This is a genomic window from Paraburkholderia dilworthii (assembly GCF_000472525.1).
GTDB classification, from domain to species: Bacteria; Pseudomonadota; Gammaproteobacteria; order Burkholderiales; family Burkholderiaceae; genus Paraburkholderia; species Paraburkholderia dilworthii.
Window position 1 is genome coordinate 171,211 of sequence record NZ_AWZT01000002.1, and the last position, 20,265, is coordinate 191,475.

Consider the following 20,265-nt stretch of genomic DNA (forward strand, 5'->3'; position numbering starts at 1 on the left):
GGCGAAGTCCTCGCGACGGCAAACGAGGCTTGCATGCAGCGGGCGGCGGGCGTCGTTTGATGCGTCAGTATGAACCGGGTGCGCACGGATTGCATTGCCGCTAACCCGCGGCTCGCGTGCAGGCGTTGCGGCGGCGGCGCATGCCGTCGAACCGTTACAATAGCGGGATTTTCCGCGCGAGCTGTGCGCTCGCCCTTTCCTGCGTCAATGCGTCGTTCATGAACCTCGTCATCCAAAGCCCCGCGCCCATTTCCGCCGATCACCACAAAACGCTCGTCGCGCTCGCGCGGGGTTCGCACGTCACCATCATCGACGCGAACGCGATCCGCATCGCCAGCGCCGATATCGCACAACGCCCGGACCTCGACGTTTATTGCGGCACGCATCGGCTGGACTACGCGTTTGTCGAAGCAGGCCGCCAGTTGCGCGACTTCGGCCTCGTCGCGATGGACATGGATTCGACGTTGATCACGATCGAATGTATCGATGAAATCGCTGACTTCTGCGGCCTGAAAGCGGAAGTCGCCGCGATCACCGAGGCCTCGATGCGCGGCGAGATCAAGGACTTCAACGAAAGCCTGACGCGCCGCGTCGCGCTCCTCTCGGGACTCGACGCGAGCGCGCTCGAACGCGTTTATGAAGAACGTCTGCAGCTCTCGCCGGGCGCCGAGCGTATGCTGGCAGGCGCGAAAGAAGCCGGACTGAAAACGTTGCTGGTGTCGGGCGGATTCAATTTCTTCACCGAGAAACTCAAGGCGCGGCTCGGCCTCGACTTCACGCGCGCCAATACGCTCGAAATCGTGGACGGCAAGCTGACGGGAAAAGTGCTTGGCGAAATCGTCAACGCGGAGGTGAAAGCGCGCACGCTGCGTGAGACCTGCGCGCAGCTGAACATTGAACCGTCTCGTGCGATTGCGATGGGCGACGGTTCGAACGATCTCAAGATGATGGCCGAAGCGGGACTTTCTGTCGCATTCCGTGCGAAACCGGTAGTGCGCGAAGCGGCCAGCGTGGCGTTTAACTACGTGGCGCTGGATGGATTGTTGCGGTTGTTTTGAAGAAAAAACCCACCGTGAAGACATCGCGGTGGGCTTTCTCACTGCACCGACGCAGCGTCAGTTCACGCGAGTGCCGCGAGACACTGCTCGATATCCGCGCGCAAATCGGCTTCTTCCTCGAGGCCGATATAGAACCGCACCAGCGTTCCGCGATGCGGCCAGTCGCCTTCGGTACGCATCGACGCAATGTCGTACGGCATCACGAGACTGTGCGCGCCGCCCCAACTCCAGCCGATAGCAAACAACTCCAGCGACTCGCAGAAGGCGTCGATGTGCGCGGCGCTGTAGCGGCCGTCGAACACGACGGAAAATAATCCGCCCGCACCCGTGAAGTCGCGCTTGAAAAACTCGTGTCCCGGACAGTCGGCAATTGCCGGATGCAATACCGCGGCGATCTCCGGTCGTGTCTTCAACCACTGCGCGAGCGCAAGCGCCGAGCGGTCATGCTGCTGGAAACGCACCTGCATCGTCGGCAGGCTGCGCAGGATCAGCGAACAGTCGTCCGACGATACGCCGATACCCATGCGCATGCGCGCTGCCTTAAGCTTCAGATGCAGATCGCGGTCGACGGTAATGGTCGCGCCCATCAGCACGTCGCCGCCACCCGATTGATACTTTGTCAGCGCCTGCACCGAGATGTCCACGCCGTGATCGAACGGACGGAAGCCGAGTCCGGCGGACCACGTGTTGTCGATTGCGGTCACCACGTTGCGGGCGCGAGCGGCGGCGGTGATCGCGGGAACGTCGGCCACTTCCATCGTCACGGAGCCGGGTGCTTCCAGCCAGATGAGCCGCGTGTTCGGCTGGATCAGGTCGGCAATGCCCGCGCCGATCATCGGATCGTAATAACGAACCGTCACGCCGAAGTCGCGTGCAAGCCAGTCGCCGTGATCGCGGTTCGGCGAATAGACGTTGTCGGGAATCAGCACGTCGTCGCCCGATTTGACGAGCCCGAAGTACACGTTCGAAATGGACGACAGCCCCGACGGCTGCAACAGTGCATGATTGCCGCCCTCGATCGTGGCAAGGCGCTGCGCCAGAGCGAGCGAGGTCGGTGTCGCATGCAGGCCGTAGCGCCACTGCGCGTCGTTTTTCCAGTCGAGCGCGCGCATTGTCGCGAGGTCCGGAAATACGACGGTCGATGCGCGCGTGACCGGCACGGAGAAAGACTCGAAGCCCGGCGTGAGCTTGTCCTCCGCATGCACGATGCGAGTTTGCAAAGCCCGTTTGAGTTTGGATTGGGTCATGGTGAATTCAATGAAGAACAGTCGATGCGCGGAGCGGAAAACGCCGCGCCGCTCACGCAAGAGTAGACGAGTCGGCGGAATGTCGCCTCGCCGGGCGCAGGCGCCGGGAGGCCCACGCCGCGGCAGAGAATCACTCGCCGGTTTGCAGGTTGCTGACGCCGCCCACTGGCCGGCCTGCGCCCGTTGCGGGTGCGGGCGGGGCCGCGGATGCGGGCGCCGTTGCAGCAGGCCGAGTTGCGGAAGCTGTGTCGCCAGCAGCGGCCTTGCCGCTTTTTGCGGCAGCGGGCGCAGTCGCAGCCGCGCCGACGGCCGGCACTGCCTGTCCGGCTGCCAGTGGCTTCAGATCGAACGGCTGCGGGTTGGAATCATCGACGTTCATGCGGTCGCCGGCCACGGAACCGTCGGCCGCGAACTTGCCGACCCAGTTGCCGGTAATGTGGGTGCCGTCGTTCGATTCCTCGACTTCGAGCGTGTCGCCGTCACGGTCGCCGGCGATCAGGATCACTTCGCCGGTGTCCGTGAACTGATATTCGCCGTGAACACCGGACGGATCGTCCGTCTTCGGGCCAAGGCGCAGCACGATCTGGCGCGAACCGAGCATGCCGCTATAGCGCGGGAATCTGGCGAACTCGGGGCTCGGCTTGAGCGGCAACTGGATCGGCGGTGGCGCGGCGAGTTCCTTTACTGCATCGCTTTGCGCCCAGGCTGCTTCCGGCGACAAAGCCATCGCGCTGACGGACAGCAATGCGGCAACGCTCACAGCCGTCCAGCCGCGCCGACGCATCGCGCCTTTGACCGATTTCGATTCCTGCATCCGTTCTTTCCTCATTACTTTGCCACCGCTTGCAGTGCCCTTCAGGCCATTCAGATTCGCTCGAAGATCGCCGCGATGCCCTGCCCGCCGCCGATGCACATCGTGACTAGCGCGTAGCGCCCGCCAATACGCTGCAGTTCGTACAGCGCCTTTACGGTGATCAGTGCGCCGGTAGCGCCAATCGGATGGCCAAGCGAAATGCCCGAGCCGTTCGGGTTGACCTTGGCCGGATCGAAGCCCAACTCCTTGCTAACCGCGCAGGCTTGCGCGGCGAAAGCTTCGTTGGCCTCGATCACATCCAGGTCAGCAACCGTCAGCCCGGCACGCTCGAGCGCCTTGCGGCTCGCGGGCACCGGACCGATGCCCATATACGCCGGATCGACGCCCGCATGCGCGTATGAGACGAGCCGCGCTAACGGTTTAATGCCGCGCTGCTCGGCGACGCCGCGCTCCATCAACACGACGGCCGCGGCGGCGTCGTTGATACCGGAAGCGTTGCCCGCCGTGACCGTGCCGTTTTCCTTCGCGAACACCGGCTTGAGCTTCGAGAAATCTTCCGCCGATGCGTTCATGCGAGCGTGTTCGTCGGTATCGAACACGGTGTCGCCTTTTTTCGACGGAATCGTGATCGGCAGAATCTGTTCCTTGAAGTAACCGCTCGTGATCGCGTGGGCCGCGCGCCGATGCGATTCGAGCGCGAGCGCGTCCTGCGCTTCACGCGAAATATCGTATTGGCGGGCGACGTTCTCGGCGGTCACGCCCATGTGAATGGACTGGAACGGATCGTTCAGCGCGCCGACCATCATGTCGACGAGGCGCGCGTCGCCCATGCGCTGGCCGAAACGCGCGGCGGGCATCGAGTAAGGTGCGCGGCTCATGTTCTCGGCGCCGCCGCCGATTGCGATGTCCGCGTCGCCCAGCAGCACGCTTTGCGCGGCCGAGACGATCGCCTGCAAGCCCGATCCGCACAGGCGATTCACGGTCAGCGCGGGCGTGTGCTGCGCGACGCCGCCATTGATCGCGGCCACGCGCGCGAGATACATGTCCTTCGGCTCGGTATGCACGACGTTGCCGAACACCACATGGCCGACTTCGTCGCCGGATACGCTGGCGCGCGCGAGCGCTTCGCGTATGACTCGTGCGCCGAGGTCGGTCGGCGGAAAGTCTTTCAGACTGCCGCCAAAACCGCCGATTGCCGTACGCACACCGCTGACCACTACGACGTCCCGTTGCATCGTTCGCTCCTCGTTTAGTGTCTCAAGATGGTTGGCTTTTTGGCTGGGCGCGATCGCGGCGCGAAACGCGCGGCGCTCAGCCCGCCAGAATCCGTTCGACCGCCGCCCGCGAAGGAATCGGCGCAACGGCGCCATATCCTTGCGTGGACAGCGCCGCTGCGACGTTCGCATAACGCGCCGCTTCGAACGGATCGTCGCCTTCGACCAGGCGCGCGATGAACGCGCCGCCGAAGCAGTCACCCGCGCCGGTCGCATCGACCGCATTGACGACGTGGCCCGGCACGACGCGCCGCTCGTCGGGCGTCGCGATATACGAGCCTTCCTTGCCCAGCTTCAGCGCGACCACGCGCGGGCCGTCCGACAGCAGGAAATCGACGATCTCGTCGCGACCGGTCAAACCGGTGAGTTCCGTAACATCGTCCCAGCTAGGCAGGCAGATGTCGGTCTGACGGATCGCTTCGAGCATCACCGCGCGGGCCCGGTTCAACGGCCACAGTTTCAGGCGCAGGTTGGTGTCGAAGCTCACGCGCACGCCATTGGCGCGGGCATGCGCCATGGCTTCGAGCGCGGCGTCACACGCACTCAGGCTGATCGCGAGACTGATACCCGACAGATGAATGACTTTGGCGGCGGCGATCGCATCGAGCGGCAGGTCGCGTGGCGCATAACGGCTCGCCGCGGAGCCTGCGCGCAGATAGTCGAACGCGTGGCCGTCCGGGCCGTGCGAGACGAAATAAACGCCGGTGGACGAATGCGGGTCGACGCGCACGAGCGCCGAATCTACTTGCTCGCGTTTCCACAGGTCGATCAGCAGGCGCCCGAAATGATCGGCGCCGACCGCGGACACGAAACCCGTGCGCGCCCCTTGCCGGGCCGCCGCGATGCAGAAGTTCGACGTGTCGCCGCCGAAGCCCTGCAAATAGTTCGGCTGGTCTTTCGCCGACTGGTTGAACTCGATCATCGCCTCGCCGAGCGCGAGGATTTCGGGTTTAGCGGACGTGCTTACCGACATCGTTCAGACCTCGCCCCACAAGTCGTGGCCGTCCGCGCCGGTGATCTTCACCGACACGAAATCGCCGACCTTGTAACGCTTCGACGCCTTCATGGCCGGCGCGATATACACGACGCCGTCGATCTCCGGCGCATCCGCTGCCGTGCGGCCAATGCCGCCATCCGCATTGATCTCGTCGACCAGCACTTTCAGGGTCTTGCCGACTTTCTTCGCGATCCGTTTCGCCGACACTTCCTCGGCGACTTCCATGAAGCGCGCGCGGCGCTCCTCGCGCACCTGGTCGGGCAACGCGCCGTCGAGTTCGTTCGCCGTTGCGCCTTCAACCGGCGAGTACGCAAAGCAGCCAACACGGTCCAACTCGGCCTCGCGGATGAAGTCGAGCAGCGTCTGGAACTGTTCTTCGGTCTCGCCAGGAAAACCCGCGATAAACGTGCTGCGGATCGTCAGGTCCGGGCACATCTCGCGCCACGCCTTCACGCGCTCCAACACTTTCTCGGCGTTGGCCGGGCGCTTCATGCGCTTCAATACTTCAGGATGCGCATGCTGGAACGGCACGTCGAGATACGGCAGTACGTGGCCTTTGTACGGTCCCGTCGCCATCATCGGGATGACTTCGTCCACGCTCGGATACGGATACACGTAATGCAGGCGCACCCATGCGCCGTATTGCGCGGCCAGTTCGCCGAGCGCGCCGACCAGATCGGTCATGCGCGTCTTGATCGGCTTGCCGTTCCAGAAGCCGGTGCGGTATTTGACGTCGACGCCGTAGGCGCTCGTGTCCTGCGAAATGACGAGCAGTTCCTTCACGCCGGACTTGAAGAGGTTTTCCGCTTCGAGCATGACGTCCGCGACCGGACGCGACACGAGATCGCCGCGCATGGACGGGATGATGCAGAACGTGCAGCGGTGATTGCAGCCTTCGGAAATTTTCAGATACGCGTAGTGACGTGGGGTGAGCTTCACGCCCGCGGCCGGCACGAGATCGACGAACGGATCGTGCGGCTTCGGCAGATGCGTGTGTACATGCTGCATCACTTCGCCGAGTGCGTGCGGACCGGTGACAGCCAGCACTTTAGGATGCACTTCTTCGATGAGCCCCGAGCCGCTCGCACTCTTCTTGGCGCCGAGGCAGCCGGTGACGATCACCTTGCCGTTTTCGTTGAGCGCCTCGCCGATGGCGTCGAGACTTTCCTGCACCGCTTCGTCGATGAAGCCGCAGGTATTCACGACCACGAGGTCCGCACCGTCGTACGTGCCGGAAATCTCATAGCCTTCGGCGCGCAGCTGCGTGATGATCTGCTCGGAGTCGACCAGCGCTTTCGGGCATCCGAGGCTGACGAAGCCGACCTTCGGACTGGAAGGCGTCGGCGAGATAGAGGGAATGGTCTGCGGCATAGATGAATCCGGCGTATAGCGGTGACGTGGCGACAATGGGGCGATCGGGACAGCGCGGCAAGGACAGGCGACTGGGAACTCACGACGCCCAGATCTCAGGATTCGGCATCCCGCGCACGCAACCCGCCATTGTACCGCGCCCGCGCCGCTTGGCCCGCTGCGCGGCCGGACCATCTACGCTCCGAGGCCGCAGCGCCGTCCGGCTCGATAAGAGAACCAGCGACGCGGACCCACAACGCGCACCAACGACGACCACCAACGCCCGAACTGTCGCCGGACCGCAGCCAGCAAACCGCTACTTCTTCTCCGGCTCAGGATTGGCCTGCGAACTAGCAGGCGCCGCCGTGTTCGCGCTGCCCGGCACATTCACCGCGCCGCCCGGCGTGAACGGGAATGTGGCGAACATGGACTTGGCCTGGTTCTGCATCTGCTCCTGCATCTGCACGAACATGTTCTTGGATTGCTCAATGTAGCTGGTCATCATGCCTTGCATCATCGGCGCCTGCATGTTCATGAACTGCGACCAGACCTCCGGGTTCATCGCCTTGCCTTCGTACAGGTTCTTCGACTGGTCGGCGAGCTTCGCCTGAATGTCGATGAAAGCCTGGATGTTCTTCTCCAGATACGTGCCCATCATGCCCTGCATCGCATGACCGTAGAAACGGATGATCTGCGACAGCATCGACGACGAGAACATCGGCAAGCCGCCGCTCTCCTCCTCGAGAATGATCTGCAGCAGGATCGCACGCGTCAGGTCCTCGTTGCTCTTCGCATCGATGACCTTGAAATCCTCCTGATCCAGCACGAGCTGCTTGACGTCTGTCAGCGTGATGTACGTGCTTGTCTCGGTATCGTAGAGCCGACGGTTCGGATATTTCTTGATCAGTCGTTCGGCTGCTTTCTTTGTAGTAGTAGTCATGTAACGCCTTTGAGCGCAAGTAGAGCGCGGACGGCGTGCCGGCTGCGCAATCGGGCATTTGCGCAACCGGGACGCCGCCGGAACCATCCGAGCCAGAACGCGCTGCCTTGTGAGCGGCGCGCCTGTAACTCAGCCCATATGCAAACCGCCGTTCAGCGAAAAATCCGCGCCCGTGGAAAAACCCGATTCTTCCGACGCGAGCCACGCCACGATCGAGCCGATTTCATCCGGCCGGCCGAGGCGGCGCACCGGAATCGTCGCGACGATCTTTTCCAGCACGTCGGGGCGAATCGACTTGACCATGTCCGTGCCGATGTAGCCCGGCGACACGGTGTTGACCGTTACGCCCTTGGTGGCCACTTCCTGCGCGAGCGACATCGTGAAGCCATGAATGCCGGCCTTCGCGGTCGAGTAGTTGGTCTGGCCGAACTGCCCTTTCTGCCCATTCACCGACGAAATGTTGATGATGCGGCCCCAGCCGCGCTCCACCATACCGTCGATCACCTGCTTGGTGACGTTAAAGAGACTGGTCAGATTGGTGTCGATCACCGCGGTCCAGTCTTCGTGCGTCATCTTGCGGAACACAACGTCGCGCGTGATGCCCGCATTGTTCACCAGCACGTCGATCTCGCCGACTTCGGCCTTGACCTTGTCGAACGCGGCCTTGGTCGATTCCCAATCGCCGACGTTGCCTTCGGATGCGACGAATTCGAAGCCTTGCGCCTTCTGCTCCTCGAGCCACTTCACGCGGCGCGGCGAATTCGGCCCGCAGCCCGCGACGACCTTATAGCCCTCTTTGTGCAACCGCTGGCAAATGCTCGTGCCGATGCCGCCCATCCCGCCCGTTACATACGCAATTCGCTGTGTCATGAACTAGACTCCCTTATCGTTTTCGAGGCGCCGACCGGCTGCCCCGCTCGGCTACCTCTACCCTCGCCAGATGCTTCATCCACGCCGCCGGGCGAACGGCTCTGAGGTCGCCGTTGACCTCGTGCCGCGAGCTACATGCGGCGAGCGTCAACCCCAACCCCTTGCCTCGCGACTGCCGACGCCTCGCGCAGACGAGGCGCGCGCTCGTTCAGAAGCGCTCGAGCGCCAGCGCGACGCCCATGCCGCCGCCAATACACAGCGAAGCCAGACCCTTCTTCGCATCGCGCTTTTGCATCTCATGCAGCAGCGTGACGAGAATCCGGCAGCCGGACGCGCCGATCGGATGGCCGATCGCAATCGCGCCGCCGTTCACATTGATCTTCGAGGTGTCCCAGCCCATCTGCTTATGCACCGCGAGCGCCTGCGCGGCGAACGCTTCGTTGATTTCCATCAGGTCGAGTTCGGCCGGCGTCCAGCCCGCGCGTTCGAGGCAGCGGCGCGAGGCCGGCACCGGGCCTATGCCCATTACTTTCGGATCGACACCCGCGTTCGCGTACGCCTTGATGCGCGCCAGCGGCGTGAGGCCGAGCGCTTCCGCTTTCTTTGCCGACATCACGAGCACCGCCGCCGCGCCGTCGTTCAGACCCGACGCATTGGCCGCCGTGACCGTGCCTTCCTTCGAGAAAGCCGGCTTGAGGCCCGCCAGCGATTCCGCCGTCACACCATGACGCACGAACTCGTCGGTGGCAAAACGCACCGGGTCGCCCTTGCGTTGCGGAATCTCGACCGGCACGATTTCGTCGTCGAAACGGCCCGACTTTTGCGCGGCTTCAGCCTTGTTCTGCGACAGCGCAGCGAACGCGTCCTGTTGTTCGCGCGTGATATCGAATTCCTTCGCGACGTTTTCCGCCGTCACGCCCATGTGATACTGGTTGTACACGTCCCACAGGCCGTCGACGATCATCGAGTCGATCAGCTTCGCGTCGCCCATGCGGAAACCGTCGCGCGAGCCCGGCAGCACGTGCGGCGCGGCGCTCATGTTTTCCTGACCGCCGGCAATCACGATGTCCGCGTCGCCCGCGATGATCGCGTTGGCCGCGAGCATCACCGCTTTCAGGCCCGAGCCGCACACCTTGTTGATCGTCATGCCGGGCACCGCGGCAGGCAGACCCGCCTTGATCAGCGACTGACGCGCCGGATTCTGACCGGAGCCCGCCGTCAGCACCTGGCCCAGAATCACTTCGCTCACCTGCTCGGGCTTCAGCCCCGCGCGTTCGAGCACCGCGCGAATCACCGTCGCGCCGAGTTCGGGCGCCGCGATCTTCGCCAGCGACCCACCGAATTTGCCTACTGCCGTACGCGCGGCCGATACGATCACAACATCAGTCATTTCCATATCCTCCGGGCACATCGGCTGGTTACGCCGCAGCCCGTCAAGTTAAAAATCTTGTTGCTCGTCAAATCACTAGCTCGTCTACTTCGTTGCGCTCGGTCCGACCGCACGCTTCATCCGCCTCGCTCGCGTCACCACGTCATCACGTCATTCACGTTGACGCACGTAACGCCCCGGGGCCGGCTCGATGACCGGAAACTCTTCCGAGCCCGCTGCGGCGCGCGGCTTCACTTTTCGTCCGCCGTACTGATCGAGCCATGTGGTCCACTCGGGCCACCAGCTGCCGGGCACTTCCTTCGCCTCGCCGAGCCATTCGTCCGGGCTTTCCGGCAACGCGTCGGTCTCGCCCTCGAGCGTCCAGTAGCTGCGCTTCTTTTTCGCGGGCGGGTTGATCACGCCGGCGATATGACCCGACGCGCCGAGCACGAACTTCAACGGTCCACTGAGCAGCGGGGCCGACGCATAGGCCGTTTGCCACGGCACGATATGGTCTTCGCGCGAACCGTAGATGAAGGTGGGCACGTCGATCTTCGACAGGTCGACCGGCTCGCCGCAGGTCGTCAACGCACCTGGCTCGCGCAGACGGTTTTCGAGGTACGTATTGCGCAGATACCAGACGTACATGGGGCCCGGCAGGCTCGTCGAGTCGCTGTTCCAGTACAGCAGGTCGAACGGCACGGGCGTGCGCCCTTTGAGGTAATTGTCGACGACGTAGTTCCACACCAGGTCGTTCGGCCGTAGAAACGAAAACGTGTTGGCGAACTCGACGCCGCGCATCAGTCCCGGCGGCGCACCATTCTTGCCGCCGACGGTCTGCTCGCGCATCTGCACATGCGCCTCGTCGACAAAGATATCGAGCACGCCCGTGTCGGAAAAATCGAGCATCGCGGTGAGCAGCGTCATCGACGCAGCCGGATGTTCGCCGCGCGCCGCCGCGACCGCAAGCGCGGTGGCGAGCAGCGTGCCGCCGACGCAGAAGCCGAGCGTATTGATCTGCTCGCGGCCGCTGATCCGGCTGACCGTTTGCATTGCCGTGAGCACGCCCTCGCCGACGTAGTCGTCCCACGTTTTATGGGCAATCGACGCATCCGCGTTGCGCCACGAGATCAGAAACACCTGATGCCCTGAATCGAGCGCGTGCGCGACGAGCGAATTCTCCGGCTGGAGATCGAGAATGTAGTACTTGTTGATGCAAGGTGGCACGATCAGCAGCGGACGCTCGCGCACGCTCGCCGTGCGCGGCCTGTACTGGATCAGCTGCATCAGCTCGTTTTCGAACACGACCGAGCCTTCTGTGGTCGCGAGATTCTCGCCGACCACGAAACGCGATTCATCGGTCTGCGAAATCTTGCCGCGCTGCATGTCGGCAAGGAGATTCATTACGCCCTGACGCAAGCTTTCGCCCTGGCTTTCGAGCAAGGTCTTTTGCGCCTCGGGATTCAACGCGAGGAAATTGCTCGGCGATGCGGCGGCGGTCCATTGCTGAACCGCAAAACGGATGCGCTCACGCACCTTCGGTTCGGCTTCCAGCGCGTCGACCATTTCCTGCAGATAGCGCGCGTTTAGCAGATACCATGCGGCGGTGAATGCGAAGGCGGGCGTGGAACTCCATGCGTCCGAGCTGAAGCGGCGGTCTTTGAGTTCCGGCGCTTTCGGCGCCGCGCCGCTGCCGCTCGCCTGCTGAAGCAACACCATCGCTTCTCGCGTGTAGTCCGCTTGCAGTTTCTGCAGACGCTCGGGCGGAATCGCCGCAGCTGGCATGTTCAACCCCGCCAGCGATGGCATTGCGGGCATTGCGCCCGCCGCCAGCTTGCTGAAATCAGGCATGCCAGGAAAGCCCGCGAAGCCGGGGATGGACGGCATTTGCGGCAGGCTCCACGGTGCGGCGCCTTGCGCTTGAGGGAACGGCGGCATCGCGAACGGCATGCCGTTACCACCGGGACCACTGCTACCACCGGGCGTCATACCCAGCGAGCGCCATGCGTTCAACCATGCGTCGAAAAATTGCTGCATGCCCGCGGCCGGTGTCGCGCCGCTCGTATCAGCCTGCTGCGTGTGCTCCTTCGAGGAGTCGGTGCTGGGGGAAGCTGAGGAATGAGAAGCTGCCATACCTGCTTTTAGACCGGTAAGTCCTTGCGGACGGTTGAGAGGCAGGTTCTTGCGCACGTGGGCGATCGCTCGCGCCCTCGTCACGCCCTGTCCCATGTACGAGGAGCTGTGAGAAACATTCTTGCTCCCCATCGCAAGGCATGTCAATGCTTGTTCCCGATTTTGCCGCAGTGCGATAGTTTTTTAATTATCGTTTTCCCTGTATCGCCGATCGTGCATTTCGGACATATGTCAATCGCATGGCGGACGAAGAAAAAACTCGCTTACTCCGGCGCTTTAATCACATTTATGAAGTTGTGGAGAACCGGAAGTCTGCGTCGATTTATCAGTGCGGACGCGGTTCCGGCAGCGCAGCAAAAAAGCGCGGCGCGCGTCGGAAGAAGCATGCATACGCATGCTCGTAGGAATGCGTCGCGCGGCGCGCCTGGAGCGATTTGCGGACAACAGGCACCGCAGGTCAGGCGGTGAAAATTCGTCGCTCAAAATTCGTCGCTGAAATCAGTCGCTAGCGATCAGCCATCGAACTCGGTCAATACGTGTCAATCGCCAAGCGTCTGTGCCTGATCGTCGAGCCAGATGAGTGCGGCCATCCGGCCAGTCTCACGATCGCGGCGGTACGAATAGAATCGCTCGCGTTGCGTGACCGTGCACAAATCGCCGCCGACAATGCGTGTCACGCCAAGCCGCTGCAAGCGCAGGCGAGCCAGCGCAGGAAGATCCGCCAGATATTTGCCTTCGTTTCGCGGATGCGCGACGAACGTGCTTGCCGTCGCATCGCGCTCGGCGCCGTTTGCGCCGTCTATGAAAGCGTCACGCACATCCGGACCGACTTCGAACGAGTCCGGTCCAATGCAAGGTCCGAGATAGGCGTTGAGCGCGCCCACTTCCACGCCGGCGAGTCCGGCAACGCGCCGGGCCGTTTGCTCGACGATGCCGGCAGCGAGTCCGCGCCAGCCCGCGTGTGCCGCGCCGACTGCGCGCCCCGCTTCGTCGCAGAACAGCACCGGCATGCAGTCGGCGACCATCACCACGCAGGCGATGCCCGCGCGATCGGTGACGCTCGCGTCGGCTTGCATCGGCGCGCCGCTCTCTTGCGCGCGTGCCACCGCGTCTTCCGCACGCACGATGCCGGCGCCGTGAACCTGATCGAGCCACGCGGCCTCGTTCACGCCCGTGAGTTCCAGCAGCCGCGCACGGTTGGCGGCAACGGCCGCCAGATCGTCACCGGATTTCATCCCGAGATTCAGCCCGCCGGGCTGGTCCACGCCGTTCCGCCAGCGCCCGAACGGCGGCTCGCTCACGCCGCCGTCGCGCGTCGTCACCAGCGCGCGCACGCGCGGCGCCACGTTCCATGCGGGCTGCGCGACATCGGCGAAGCTCAGTTCGGGAAAGCTCATGATGTGTGGTCGTCCTCGTCTTGCTCGGGATGGTCCGCGGCTGCTTCGTGCTCGTCGTGCTCGTCGTGCTCGTCGTGCTCGTCGTGCTCGTCGTGATTGTCGTCTCCGTCGTGCCCGTCGTGCTCATCGTCGAGCGATGCTTCGTAGCCGTCTTCCTCATAGTACGTCTCGTCGAATTCGCCTGCATCGTCGCGGCCCAAACCCAGCGCCGCCGAGAGCGTCGCAATGTCTTCGGGCACGTCGGCGCGCCACTGCATCGTGCGGCCGGTTTTCGGATGAACCAGACCGAGGCGCCATGCATGCAGCGCCTGACGCGCGAACTCGCCGGGCAGCGGCGTGACCGAGCGCTTGCCGCGCGCGCGGCCATACACCGGATCGCCAAGCAGCGGATGGCCGATATGCGCGCAGTGCACTCGAATCTGATGTGTGCGACCGGTTTCGAGGTCGCAGTGAATCGCGGTGACCGGCTGACGCTGCCAGATCGCCGTATCGACGCGCCGGAAATGCGTGCGCGCCGGTTTGCCCGATGCGCCCGTCACCACAGCCATACGCGTACGTTCGCGCGGATCTCGGCCGATCGGCGCGTCAATCGTGCCTTCTTCGGGCATGTTGCCCCAGACGAGCGCAAGGTAGCGGCGCTTCACGGTGCGCGCCTGCAACTGGCGCACGAGGTCGGTCTGCGCCTCGAGCGTGCGCGCGACCACCATCAGCCCCGACGTTTCCTTGTCGAGCCGATGCACGATGCCCGCGCGCGGCAAGCCCGCCGCCGCGTCGCCGTAACGGTACAGCAGGCCGTTGAGCACGGTGCCGCTCCAGTTCCCGGCCGCCGGATGCACGACCATGCCGGCGGGCTTGTTGATGACCACGAGTGTGTCGTCCTCGTAGACGATTTCGAGCGGCACCGGCTCCGGCGTGAATGCGAGCTGCTCGGGCAGCAGATCCGGCACGAGTTCGATGGTCGCGCCGAGCGGCACTGGCTGGCGGATCTTTGCGGGCTTACCGTCGATGCGCACGCGCTCCGCCTCGATCCAGCTTTGCATACGGTTGCGGGAGAACTCGGGGAACAACCGGGCGATCACCTTGTCGAGGCGTTCGCCTGCCAGTTCGTCGGGCACCGCGACATGGCGCGGCGTTTCGTCCGCGACACGGTTCGCCACGGTGGGCACCGTGCTCGCCGCACGCACTGCGCCGAGCGCGTCGGCGCCAAGATCGTCGTCGAGGGAATCGGCGTCCAACGCGTCGGAGGGGTCGGCGCTTACGCTATAATCTTCGTTGCTATTCCGGGCACCGGTTGCAGCGCCTGGAGTATTTGAGCGGGTCATTGAGTCTGGGTCACCTGGACGTAAAGCTAGACTGGAAAATGCGAGCCTTGAACACCATCACTAAAGCGGCGATCAATTTGAAGGCCATGAAGAACGCGGCCCGGAAAGTGGCCGGATACATTGCGTGTGCCGCAGCCGTCGCGGTTGTTGCGGCTTGTCACGGCCTGCCGGAGAAGACCGACGAAACGGCAACGTGGAACAACAACAAATTATATACGGAGGCGAACGACGCCTTGAGCGGCGGAGATTTCGGCAAGTGCGCGAAATACTTCGAAATGCTCGAAGGCCGCGATCCGTTCGGCCACTTCGCGCAGCAGGCGCAGATCAACGTCGCGTATTGCAACTGGAAAGACAATGAAGCCGCGGCCGCCGACCAGGCTATCGACCGCTTCATCCAGCTGCATCCGGATCACCCGGACATCGCCTACGCGTACTACCTGAAGGGCATGATCCACTTCAACGACGACCTGGGTCTCTTCGGCCGCTTCTCCGGTCAGGACATGAGCGAACGCGATCCGAAGTCGCTGCGTGAGTCGTACGACGCGTTCAAAGTCGTCGTCGACCGTTACCCGAACAGCAAATACGCGCCGGACGCCGCCCAGCGCATGCGCTACATCGTCAACGCGCTGGCTTCGCACGAAGTCCACGCAGCGGACTACTACTACCGCCGTGGCGCTTATGTGGCGGCAATCAATCGCGCGCAACTTGCGTTGAAGGAATACAAGAACGCTCCGGCTATTGAAGACGCACTGCACATCATGATGCTGTCGTATGAGAAGCTGAACCAGCCGCAACTCGCCGACGACACGAAACGCGTCCTGGCCGGCACTTTCCCGGACAGCCCGTACATCACGGGCCACGCAAGGCCGGGTAAGGAAAAGTCGTGGTGGCAGTTCTAAGCCGCGCGGCACGCTGAAACCAGCTTGAATTAAAAAACGCCACGACTTTGGTCGTGGCGTTTTGCTTTGTGTGCTCAGCTTGTGTTCAGCTTGGGGGGTTCAGGTCTCAGCGTTTTGCGTCGTTCAATCCCTCTCGAACAACGCAATCGACTCCACGTGCGACGTGTGCGGGAACATGTTGACGACGCCCGCGCCCACCAGCCGGTAACCCGCCTCGTGCACGAGCAGGCCCGAGTCCCGGGCAAGGGTCGACGGATTGCAGGACACATAGACGATGCGTTGGGGCAACGGCCCATTGCCGCTCTGAGCGATCTCGGCCAAAGCCTTCGCGACGGCCAGCGCGCCTTCGCGCGGCGGGTCGATGAGAAACTTATCGAAGCGGCCGAGCGCACGGATATCGTCGGCAGTGACTTCGAAGAGATTGCGGCACGCGAACGACGTATGCCCCGCCACCCCGTTCAGCTCGGCGTTGGCCAGCGCGCGCGAGGTCAGCACGTCGCTGCCTTCGATGCCCACCACCTCCTTCGCGATGCGCGCGAGCGGCAGCGTGAAGTTGCCGATCCCGCAGAACAGATCGAGCACACGATCAGTGCGTGCCGGCGCCAGCAGCCGCAGCGCGCGGCTCACGAGCACACGGTTGATCGCGTGATTGACCTGCGTGAAGTCGGTCGGTTTGAACGGCATCCGGATATCGTATTCGGGCAGCGTGTAGTCTAGCTGCGCGTCAAGCGGATACAGCGGCGTGACCGAGTCCGGGCCGCCCGGCTGGAGCCAGAACTGCACGTTGTGCTCGTCGGCGAACTCGCGCAACACCTGTTCGTCAGCCGGAGTCAGAGGCTCCAGGTTGCGCAGCACGAGCGCCGTCACCGACGAGCCGACCGCCAGTTCCAGCTGCGGCATGCGATCGTAAATGGACAGCTTGCGCACCATGAAGCGCAGCGGCATCAGCATTGCCGACACGTGCGGCGGCAGCACTTCGCAGGTTTTCATATCGGCGATGTAGCTGCTCTTTTTCTCATGAAAGCCGATGCGCATGCCGCCCTTTTCCGGCAGAAAACGCACCGCCAGACGCGCGCGGTAGCGATAGCCCCAAGCGGGTCCGTGAATCGGCCGGAACACCGTTTCGGGGCGCAGCTTCGCCAGATGCTGAAGATTGTCCTCGAGCACGCGCTGCTTGACTGCGACCTGAGCGCGAATGTCGAGATGCTGCATCGAACAGCCGCCGCAAATGTCGAAGTAAGCGCATTTCGGCTTCGTACGCATCACGCTTTCGCGGAACACCTGGACGACTTCGGCTTGCTCGAATTTCGGTTTGCTGCGATGTGTCGAGTAGCTCACTCGCTCGCCGGGCAGCGCGCCCTCGACGAAAATTACCTTGCCGGGCGTGCCGTCTTCGCTTTCAATGCGGCCCACGCCGCGCGCTTCCATATCGAGCGAAACGATTTCAATGACCGGTTCGTTGCCGGTAACGACGAGGGCTGGCGCCGGCGCGGGCGTCTTGTGGTATTTCGACGAGCGCTTCGGCGAGCGACGATGGGGGGCAGTTCGGGACACCTGCGACTTCCTGACAAACTTTGGGGAAAGGCGAGATTGTAGACGAAGCGCGGGCAACGAATTGCTGCGCAAGCAAACGCCGGGCAGCGGATGTCGGGCAACGAAGCACCGGGCGCATACGCCAGGTGCGGAAAGGATGATGCATCCGGCTCGCCGGGTCACGCCCTCGCCAGCGCGTTCACTGGCGAGCCGCGAGCGGCGCCCGCTTTCGCCGCACTCTGCCGATTACTGATCGAACGCCGCCAGGTACTCCGCCCATTGCGGCGCGGTTTCGAGCGCCAGCGCGTTCTTGACCAGATTGATCTCGTCGGCATACTCGGCGGCGGAAAATGCGCCGCGAATCAACTGAAAGCGGCAATACAGCAGATACGTATTGACGACGTCGGTCTCGCAGTAATTGCGGATTTCCTCGATGCGCCCTTCCTGATACGCGTGCCACACCTGGCTGCCGTCCATGCCCATCTTGCCGGGAAAACCGCACATTTTCGCGAGCGCGTCGAGCGGCGCATTGGCACGCGCCTGGTACATCGCGAGCACGTCCATCAGATCCGTGTGGCGCGCGTGATAGCGGCTAATGTAGTTGTTCCACTTGAACTCGCGGTCGTCCTCGCCGAGATCCCAGAAGCGGTAGGCGGGAATGCCGTTGACGAGCGCGCGGTAGTTGAGCACCGGCAAGTCGAAGCCGCCGCCGTTCCACGACACGAGTTGCGGCGTGTACTTTTCGATCACTCGATAAAACGACTGCACGAGCGCCGCTTCACCGTCTTCGAGCGTGCCGAGCGAGCGCACGCGAAAGCCGTTGTTGTCGCGGAACACGCAGGAAATCGCGGCGATCCGTTGCAGATGATGCGGCAGAAAATCGCTTCCGGTCTTTTCGCGACGGGCGGCAAACGCGTGCTCGGCGACTTCGGCGTCGCTCATCGTCGCGGGCAAATCTTCGAGGCGGCGGATGCCGGCGACATCGGGAATCGTCTCGATGTCGAAAACAAGAATCGGTGTCATCAGGTTAGAGAACGGCGTCTTTCCGAACGCCGTTGGAGGCGAAGAAGCGCTTTAACCGCACGAGCGCTTCCTGTTGGATCTGGCGCACACGCTCGCGCGTGAGGCCCATTTCATCGGCCAGCTCTTCGAGCGTGGCGGGTTCGATGTGGTTCAGGCCAAAGCGACGTTCGATCACATGACGGTGCTTGTCGGACAAGCGCGCAAGCCACGCGCGGGTGAGCGTTTCCAGCTCCCGATGCTGCACCTCCGCATCGGGCGACTGGCTCTGGTCGTCGGACAACAAGTCGAGCAGGCTGCTGGCCGGATCGAGGTCGAGCGGCGCGTCGAGCGACGCCGTGTGCTCGTTCAGCGCGAGAATGTCGGTGACTTCGTCGGTGGTCTTGCCGGTCAGATAAGCGATGTCGTCGATGCTCGCGTCGCGCCGTTCGGCCGCTTCGCCCGAATTCATCGAATTTTTTTCCAGATGGCGCTTCGCTCGCAGCACCTGATTGAGCTCGCGAATCACGTGCACCGGCAAGCGCACAGTGCGCGCCTGGTTCATGATCGCGCGCTCGATGCTCTGGCGAATCCACCAGGTCGCATAAGTAGAAAACCGGAAGCCGCGCGTGGGATCGAATTTTTCGATGGCGTGCATCAAGCCGAGGTTGCCCTCTTCGATCAGATCGAGCAGCGGCACGCCGCGGTTCAGATAACCCTTAGCGATGCTGACGACAAGCCGCAGATTGCGCTCGATCATCACTTGCCGCGCTTCGAACTCACCGGCCTTGGCGAGACGCGAGTACTTTTGCTCTTCCTCTACAGTGAGGAGCGGCTTCACGCTGATGCGATTCAGATAATGCTGGATCGTGTCAGCCGTTAGCTCGGCTTGCAGCAGAGCGCGGAAATCGTCTGCGTCCGGCACGACCTCGGCCGCGCCTTCGCGCGCCTCGCCGCCTTCTTCCGCGCTCCGACGGTCGTCGAGCTCGCGCTCCTCCGCGATTTCGTCTTCCGCTTCAGAAGCGCCGCTGTCGTCCACCGAAGCGGACGTGGCATCGCTGATCGTTTCGGATTCGGCTTGCGGCAGGCGGCGCTTCGGTTTCGGCATGGTCGTATCGCTTATTGCGGCGGCAAATACTTCAGTGGGTCGACAGGTTTACCCTGCCGGCGAACTTCGAAATGCAACATGACGCGGTCTGAATCGCTGTTGCCCATCTCGGCGATTTTCTGCCCTTTCGTTACCGCGTCCCCCTCTTTTACCATCAAAGCGCGGTTGTGTGCATACGCCGTGAGATAAGTTGCGTCATGCTTGATGATAATGAGATTGCCGTAACCACGCAGCCCGTTTCCGGCATAAACCACGCGGCCATCGGCGGAAGCTTTGACCGCCTCGCCGGCGGCACCGCCAATATTGACGCCCTTGTTTGTCGAATCGTTAAACGTGCCGAGCAGCGGCCCGCGCACCGGCCACGAGAAGTTCACGTTGCCCGATGCGCCTGCACTCGAATCGCTCGCTGCGCTCGCAGCCGAGGGCGGCGTGAGCGCAGCGCTATTCGCAGTCGAACCGTAGATGGGCGGCGCGGCGACACCGGCAGCCGCACCTGCGGACGGCGACGTGCCGTTGAGCGGCGCGCTTTGCACGGCACCGTTGCTGCCGATAGGCGCAGTCGCCACACCCGGCGTCAACGCGGCGGTATTTGCGCCCGGCGGTACGACGCGCAGCAGTTGATCCACCTCGATCTGGTTCGGGTTCGTGAGATTGTTCCACGCCGAAATGTCGCGATAGTTCTGCCCGTTCTCGAGCGCGATCCGATACAGCGTGTCGCCCGGCTTCACGCGGTAGTAGCCAGGCGGCGGCGGCCCGAGCGGCACGGCCGGCTGCGGCGTGCCTTGCGTGCTGAGCACGCTGCCACCGGAGCGGTCGACGACCGGCGCCTGATCGAGCCGCGATGCACAGGCTGTCATCAACAGGGACAAGGCGAGCACGCACACGCTGCGCTGGGTTACGGACATGGGGACATTCAGGCTGGTTCTTTGCATCGCGCGCAACATACTCATCGGTG

The 20,265-nt window shown here is 63.2% G+C and carries 17 protein-coding genes; 2 read left to right on the top strand and 15 right to left on the bottom strand.

What is annotated here, in order from left to right:
- Positions 1 to 218: 218 nt before the first annotated feature.
- A complete protein-coding gene (gene serB / locus F759_RS0104465) occupies positions 219 to 1,058 on the top strand; it encodes a phosphoserine phosphatase SerB (RefSeq protein ID WP_027798792.1) in 840 nt (279 codons plus the stop codon).
- Positions 1,059 to 1,120: 62 nt separating this feature from the next.
- On the opposite strand, the gene F759_RS0104470 is transcribed toward serB, so the two are convergent.
- From F759_RS0104470 to F759_RS0104525, 11 genes are all read right to left on the bottom strand, one after another.
- A complete protein-coding gene (locus F759_RS0104470; protein WP_027798793.1) occupies positions 1,121 to 2,305 on the bottom strand; it encodes a cystathionine beta-lyase in 1,185 nt (394 codons plus the stop codon).
- A 130-nt stretch (positions 2,306 to 2,435) separates the two neighbouring features.
- The gene (locus F759_RS0104475) at positions 2,436 to 3,119 is read right to left on the bottom strand and encodes a hypothetical protein (RefSeq protein ID WP_027798794.1); all 684 of its coding nucleotides are present in this window, start codon (positions 3,117 to 3,119) and stop codon (positions 2,436 to 2,438) included.
- Positions 3,120 to 3,169: 50 nt separating this feature from the next.
- Positions 3,170 to 4,354 (bottom strand): beta-ketothiolase BktB, encoded by a 1,185-nt coding sequence (bktB, locus tag F759_RS0104480; protein WP_027798795.1) that lies wholly within the window; start codon positions 4,352 to 4,354, stop codon positions 3,170 to 3,172.
- 76 nt (positions 4,355 to 4,430) lie between these two features.
- Entirely contained in the window at positions 4,431 to 5,366 is a 936-nt protein-coding gene (locus F759_RS0104485; protein WP_027798796.1) for a sugar kinase, read from the bottom strand.
- A 3-nt stretch (positions 5,367 to 5,369) separates the two neighbouring features.
- Complete coding sequence (rimO, locus tag F759_RS0104490) at positions 5,370 to 6,761, bottom strand: 30S ribosomal protein S12 methylthiotransferase RimO (protein WP_036023566.1); 1,392 nt, start codon at positions 6,759 to 6,761, stop codon at positions 5,370 to 5,372.
- Between the two features lie 295 nt (positions 6,762 to 7,056).
- Positions 7,057 to 7,680 carry a polyhydroxyalkanoate synthesis repressor PhaR gene (gene phaR / locus F759_RS0104495; RefSeq protein WP_027798798.1) on the bottom strand — a complete coding sequence of 208 codons (624 nt, stop codon included), beginning with the start codon at positions 7,678 to 7,680 and terminating at the stop codon, positions 7,057 to 7,059.
- 129 nt (positions 7,681 to 7,809) lie between these two features.
- Entirely contained in the window at positions 7,810 to 8,550 is a 741-nt protein-coding gene (locus F759_RS0104500) for a 3-ketoacyl-ACP reductase (protein WP_027798799.1), read from the bottom strand.
- Positions 8,551 to 8,758: 208 nt separating this feature from the next.
- Positions 8,759 to 9,940, bottom strand: a complete 1,182-nt coding sequence (locus F759_RS0104505; protein WP_027798800.1) for an acetyl-CoA C-acetyltransferase — start codon at positions 9,938 to 9,940, stop codon at positions 8,759 to 8,761.
- Positions 9,941 to 10,090: 150 nt separating this feature from the next.
- Positions 10,091 to 11,956, bottom strand: a complete 1,866-nt coding sequence (phaC, locus tag F759_RS0104510) for a class I poly(R)-hydroxyalkanoic acid synthase (RefSeq protein WP_027798801.1) — start codon at positions 11,954 to 11,956, stop codon at positions 10,091 to 10,093.
- A gap of 635 nt (positions 11,957 to 12,591) precedes the next feature.
- Positions 12,592 to 13,449 (bottom strand): peptidoglycan editing factor PgeF, encoded by an 858-nt coding sequence (pgeF, locus tag F759_RS0104520; protein WP_027798802.1) that lies wholly within the window; start codon positions 13,447 to 13,449, stop codon positions 12,592 to 12,594.
- On the bottom strand, positions 13,446 to 14,771 hold the full coding sequence (locus tag F759_RS0104525; RefSeq protein ID WP_027798803.1) for an RluA family pseudouridine synthase: 1,326 nt from the start codon (positions 14,769 to 14,771) through the stop codon (positions 13,446 to 13,448). The genes pgeF and F759_RS0104525 overlap by 4 nt, the downstream gene beginning before the upstream one ends.
- 86 nt (positions 14,772 to 14,857) lie before the next feature.
- On the opposite strand from F759_RS0104525, the gene F759_RS0104530 reads away from it, so the two are divergent.
- Positions 14,858 to 15,670: an outer membrane protein assembly factor BamD gene (locus F759_RS0104530; RefSeq protein WP_123282643.1), complete on the top strand. Its 813-nt coding sequence runs from the start codon at positions 14,858 to 14,860 to the stop codon at positions 15,668 to 15,670.
- Between the two features lie 123 nt (positions 15,671 to 15,793).
- Here F759_RS0104530 and rlmD read toward each other — a convergent pair whose 3' ends face one another.
- From rlmD to F759_RS0104550, 4 genes are all read right to left on the bottom strand, one after another.
- A complete protein-coding gene (rlmD, locus tag F759_RS0104535; RefSeq protein WP_027798805.1) occupies positions 15,794 to 17,224 on the bottom strand; it encodes a 23S rRNA (uracil(1939)-C(5))-methyltransferase RlmD in 1,431 nt (476 codons plus the stop codon).
- A gap of 225 nt (positions 17,225 to 17,449) precedes the next feature.
- Positions 17,450 to 18,226 carry a 3'-5' exonuclease gene (locus F759_RS0104540; RefSeq protein ID WP_027798806.1) on the bottom strand — a complete coding sequence of 259 codons (777 nt, stop codon included), beginning with the start codon at positions 18,224 to 18,226 and terminating at the stop codon, positions 17,450 to 17,452.
- A gap of 4 nt (positions 18,227 to 18,230) precedes the next feature.
- On the bottom strand, positions 18,231 to 19,310 hold the full coding sequence (rpoS, locus tag F759_RS0104545) for an RNA polymerase sigma factor RpoS (protein WP_027798807.1): 1,080 nt from the start codon (positions 19,308 to 19,310) through the stop codon (positions 18,231 to 18,233).
- 11 nt (positions 19,311 to 19,321) lie between these two features.
- Positions 19,322 to 20,260 carry a peptidoglycan DD-metalloendopeptidase family protein gene (locus tag F759_RS0104550; protein ID WP_027798808.1) on the bottom strand — a complete coding sequence of 313 codons (939 nt, stop codon included), beginning with the start codon at positions 20,258 to 20,260 and terminating at the stop codon, positions 19,322 to 19,324.
- Positions 20,261 to 20,265: the final 5 nt, after the last annotated feature.

Excerpts from the sequence above, each read along its gene's own strand:
- F759_RS0104475 (WP_027798794.1), bottom strand. The coding sequence starts at position 3,119 with ATGCAGGAATCGAAATCGGTCAAAGGCGCGATGCGTCGGCGCGGCTGG.
- phaC (WP_027798801.1), bottom strand. The coding sequence starts at position 11,956 with ATGCAGCAATTTTTCGACGCATGGTTGAACGCATGGCGCTCGCTGGGT.
- rimO (WP_036023566.1), bottom strand. The coding sequence starts at position 6,761 with ATGCCGCAGACCATTCCCTCTATCTCGCCGACGCCTTCCAGTCCGAAG.
- F759_RS0104505 (WP_027798800.1), bottom strand. The coding sequence starts at position 9,940 with ATGACTGATGTTGTGATCGTATCGGCCGCGCGTACGGCAGTAGGCAAA.
- phaR (WP_027798798.1), bottom strand. The coding sequence starts at position 7,680 with ATGACTACTACTACAAAGAAAGCAGCCGAACGACTGATCAAGAAATAT.
- F759_RS0104530 (WP_123282643.1), top strand. The coding sequence starts at position 14,858 with ATGAAGAACGCGGCCCGGAAAGTGGCCGGATACATTGCGTGTGCCGCA.
- F759_RS0104540 (WP_027798806.1), bottom strand. The coding sequence starts at position 18,226 with ATGACACCGATTCTTGTTTTCGACATCGAGACGATTCCCGATGTCGCC.
- F759_RS0104470 (WP_027798793.1), bottom strand. The coding sequence starts at position 2,305 with ATGACCCAATCCAAACTCAAACGGGCTTTGCAAACTCGCATCGTGCAT.
- F759_RS0104550 (WP_027798808.1), bottom strand. The coding sequence starts at position 20,260 with ATGAGTATGTTGCGCGCGATGCAAAGAACCAGCCTGAATGTCCCCATG.
- serB (WP_027798792.1), top strand. The coding sequence starts at position 219 with ATGAACCTCGTCATCCAAAGCCCCGCGCCCATTTCCGCCGATCACCAC.
- F759_RS0104485 (WP_027798796.1), bottom strand. The coding sequence starts at position 5,366 with ATGTCGGTAAGCACGTCCGCTAAACCCGAAATCCTCGCGCTCGGCGAG.
- pgeF (WP_027798802.1), bottom strand. The coding sequence starts at position 13,449 with ATGAGCTTTCCCGAACTGAGCTTCGCCGATGTCGCGCAGCCCGCATGG.
- F759_RS0104525 (WP_027798803.1), bottom strand. The coding sequence starts at position 14,771 with ATGACCCGCTCAAATACTCCAGGCGCTGCAACCGGTGCCCGGAATAGC.
- F759_RS0104500 (WP_027798799.1), bottom strand. The coding sequence starts at position 8,550 with ATGACACAGCGAATTGCGTATGTAACGGGCGGGATGGGCGGCATCGGC.
- rpoS (WP_027798807.1), bottom strand. The coding sequence starts at position 19,310 with ATGCCGAAACCGAAGCGCCGCCTGCCGCAAGCCGAATCCGAAACGATC.
- bktB (WP_027798795.1), bottom strand. The coding sequence starts at position 4,354 with ATGCAACGGGACGTCGTAGTGGTCAGCGGTGTGCGTACGGCAATCGGC.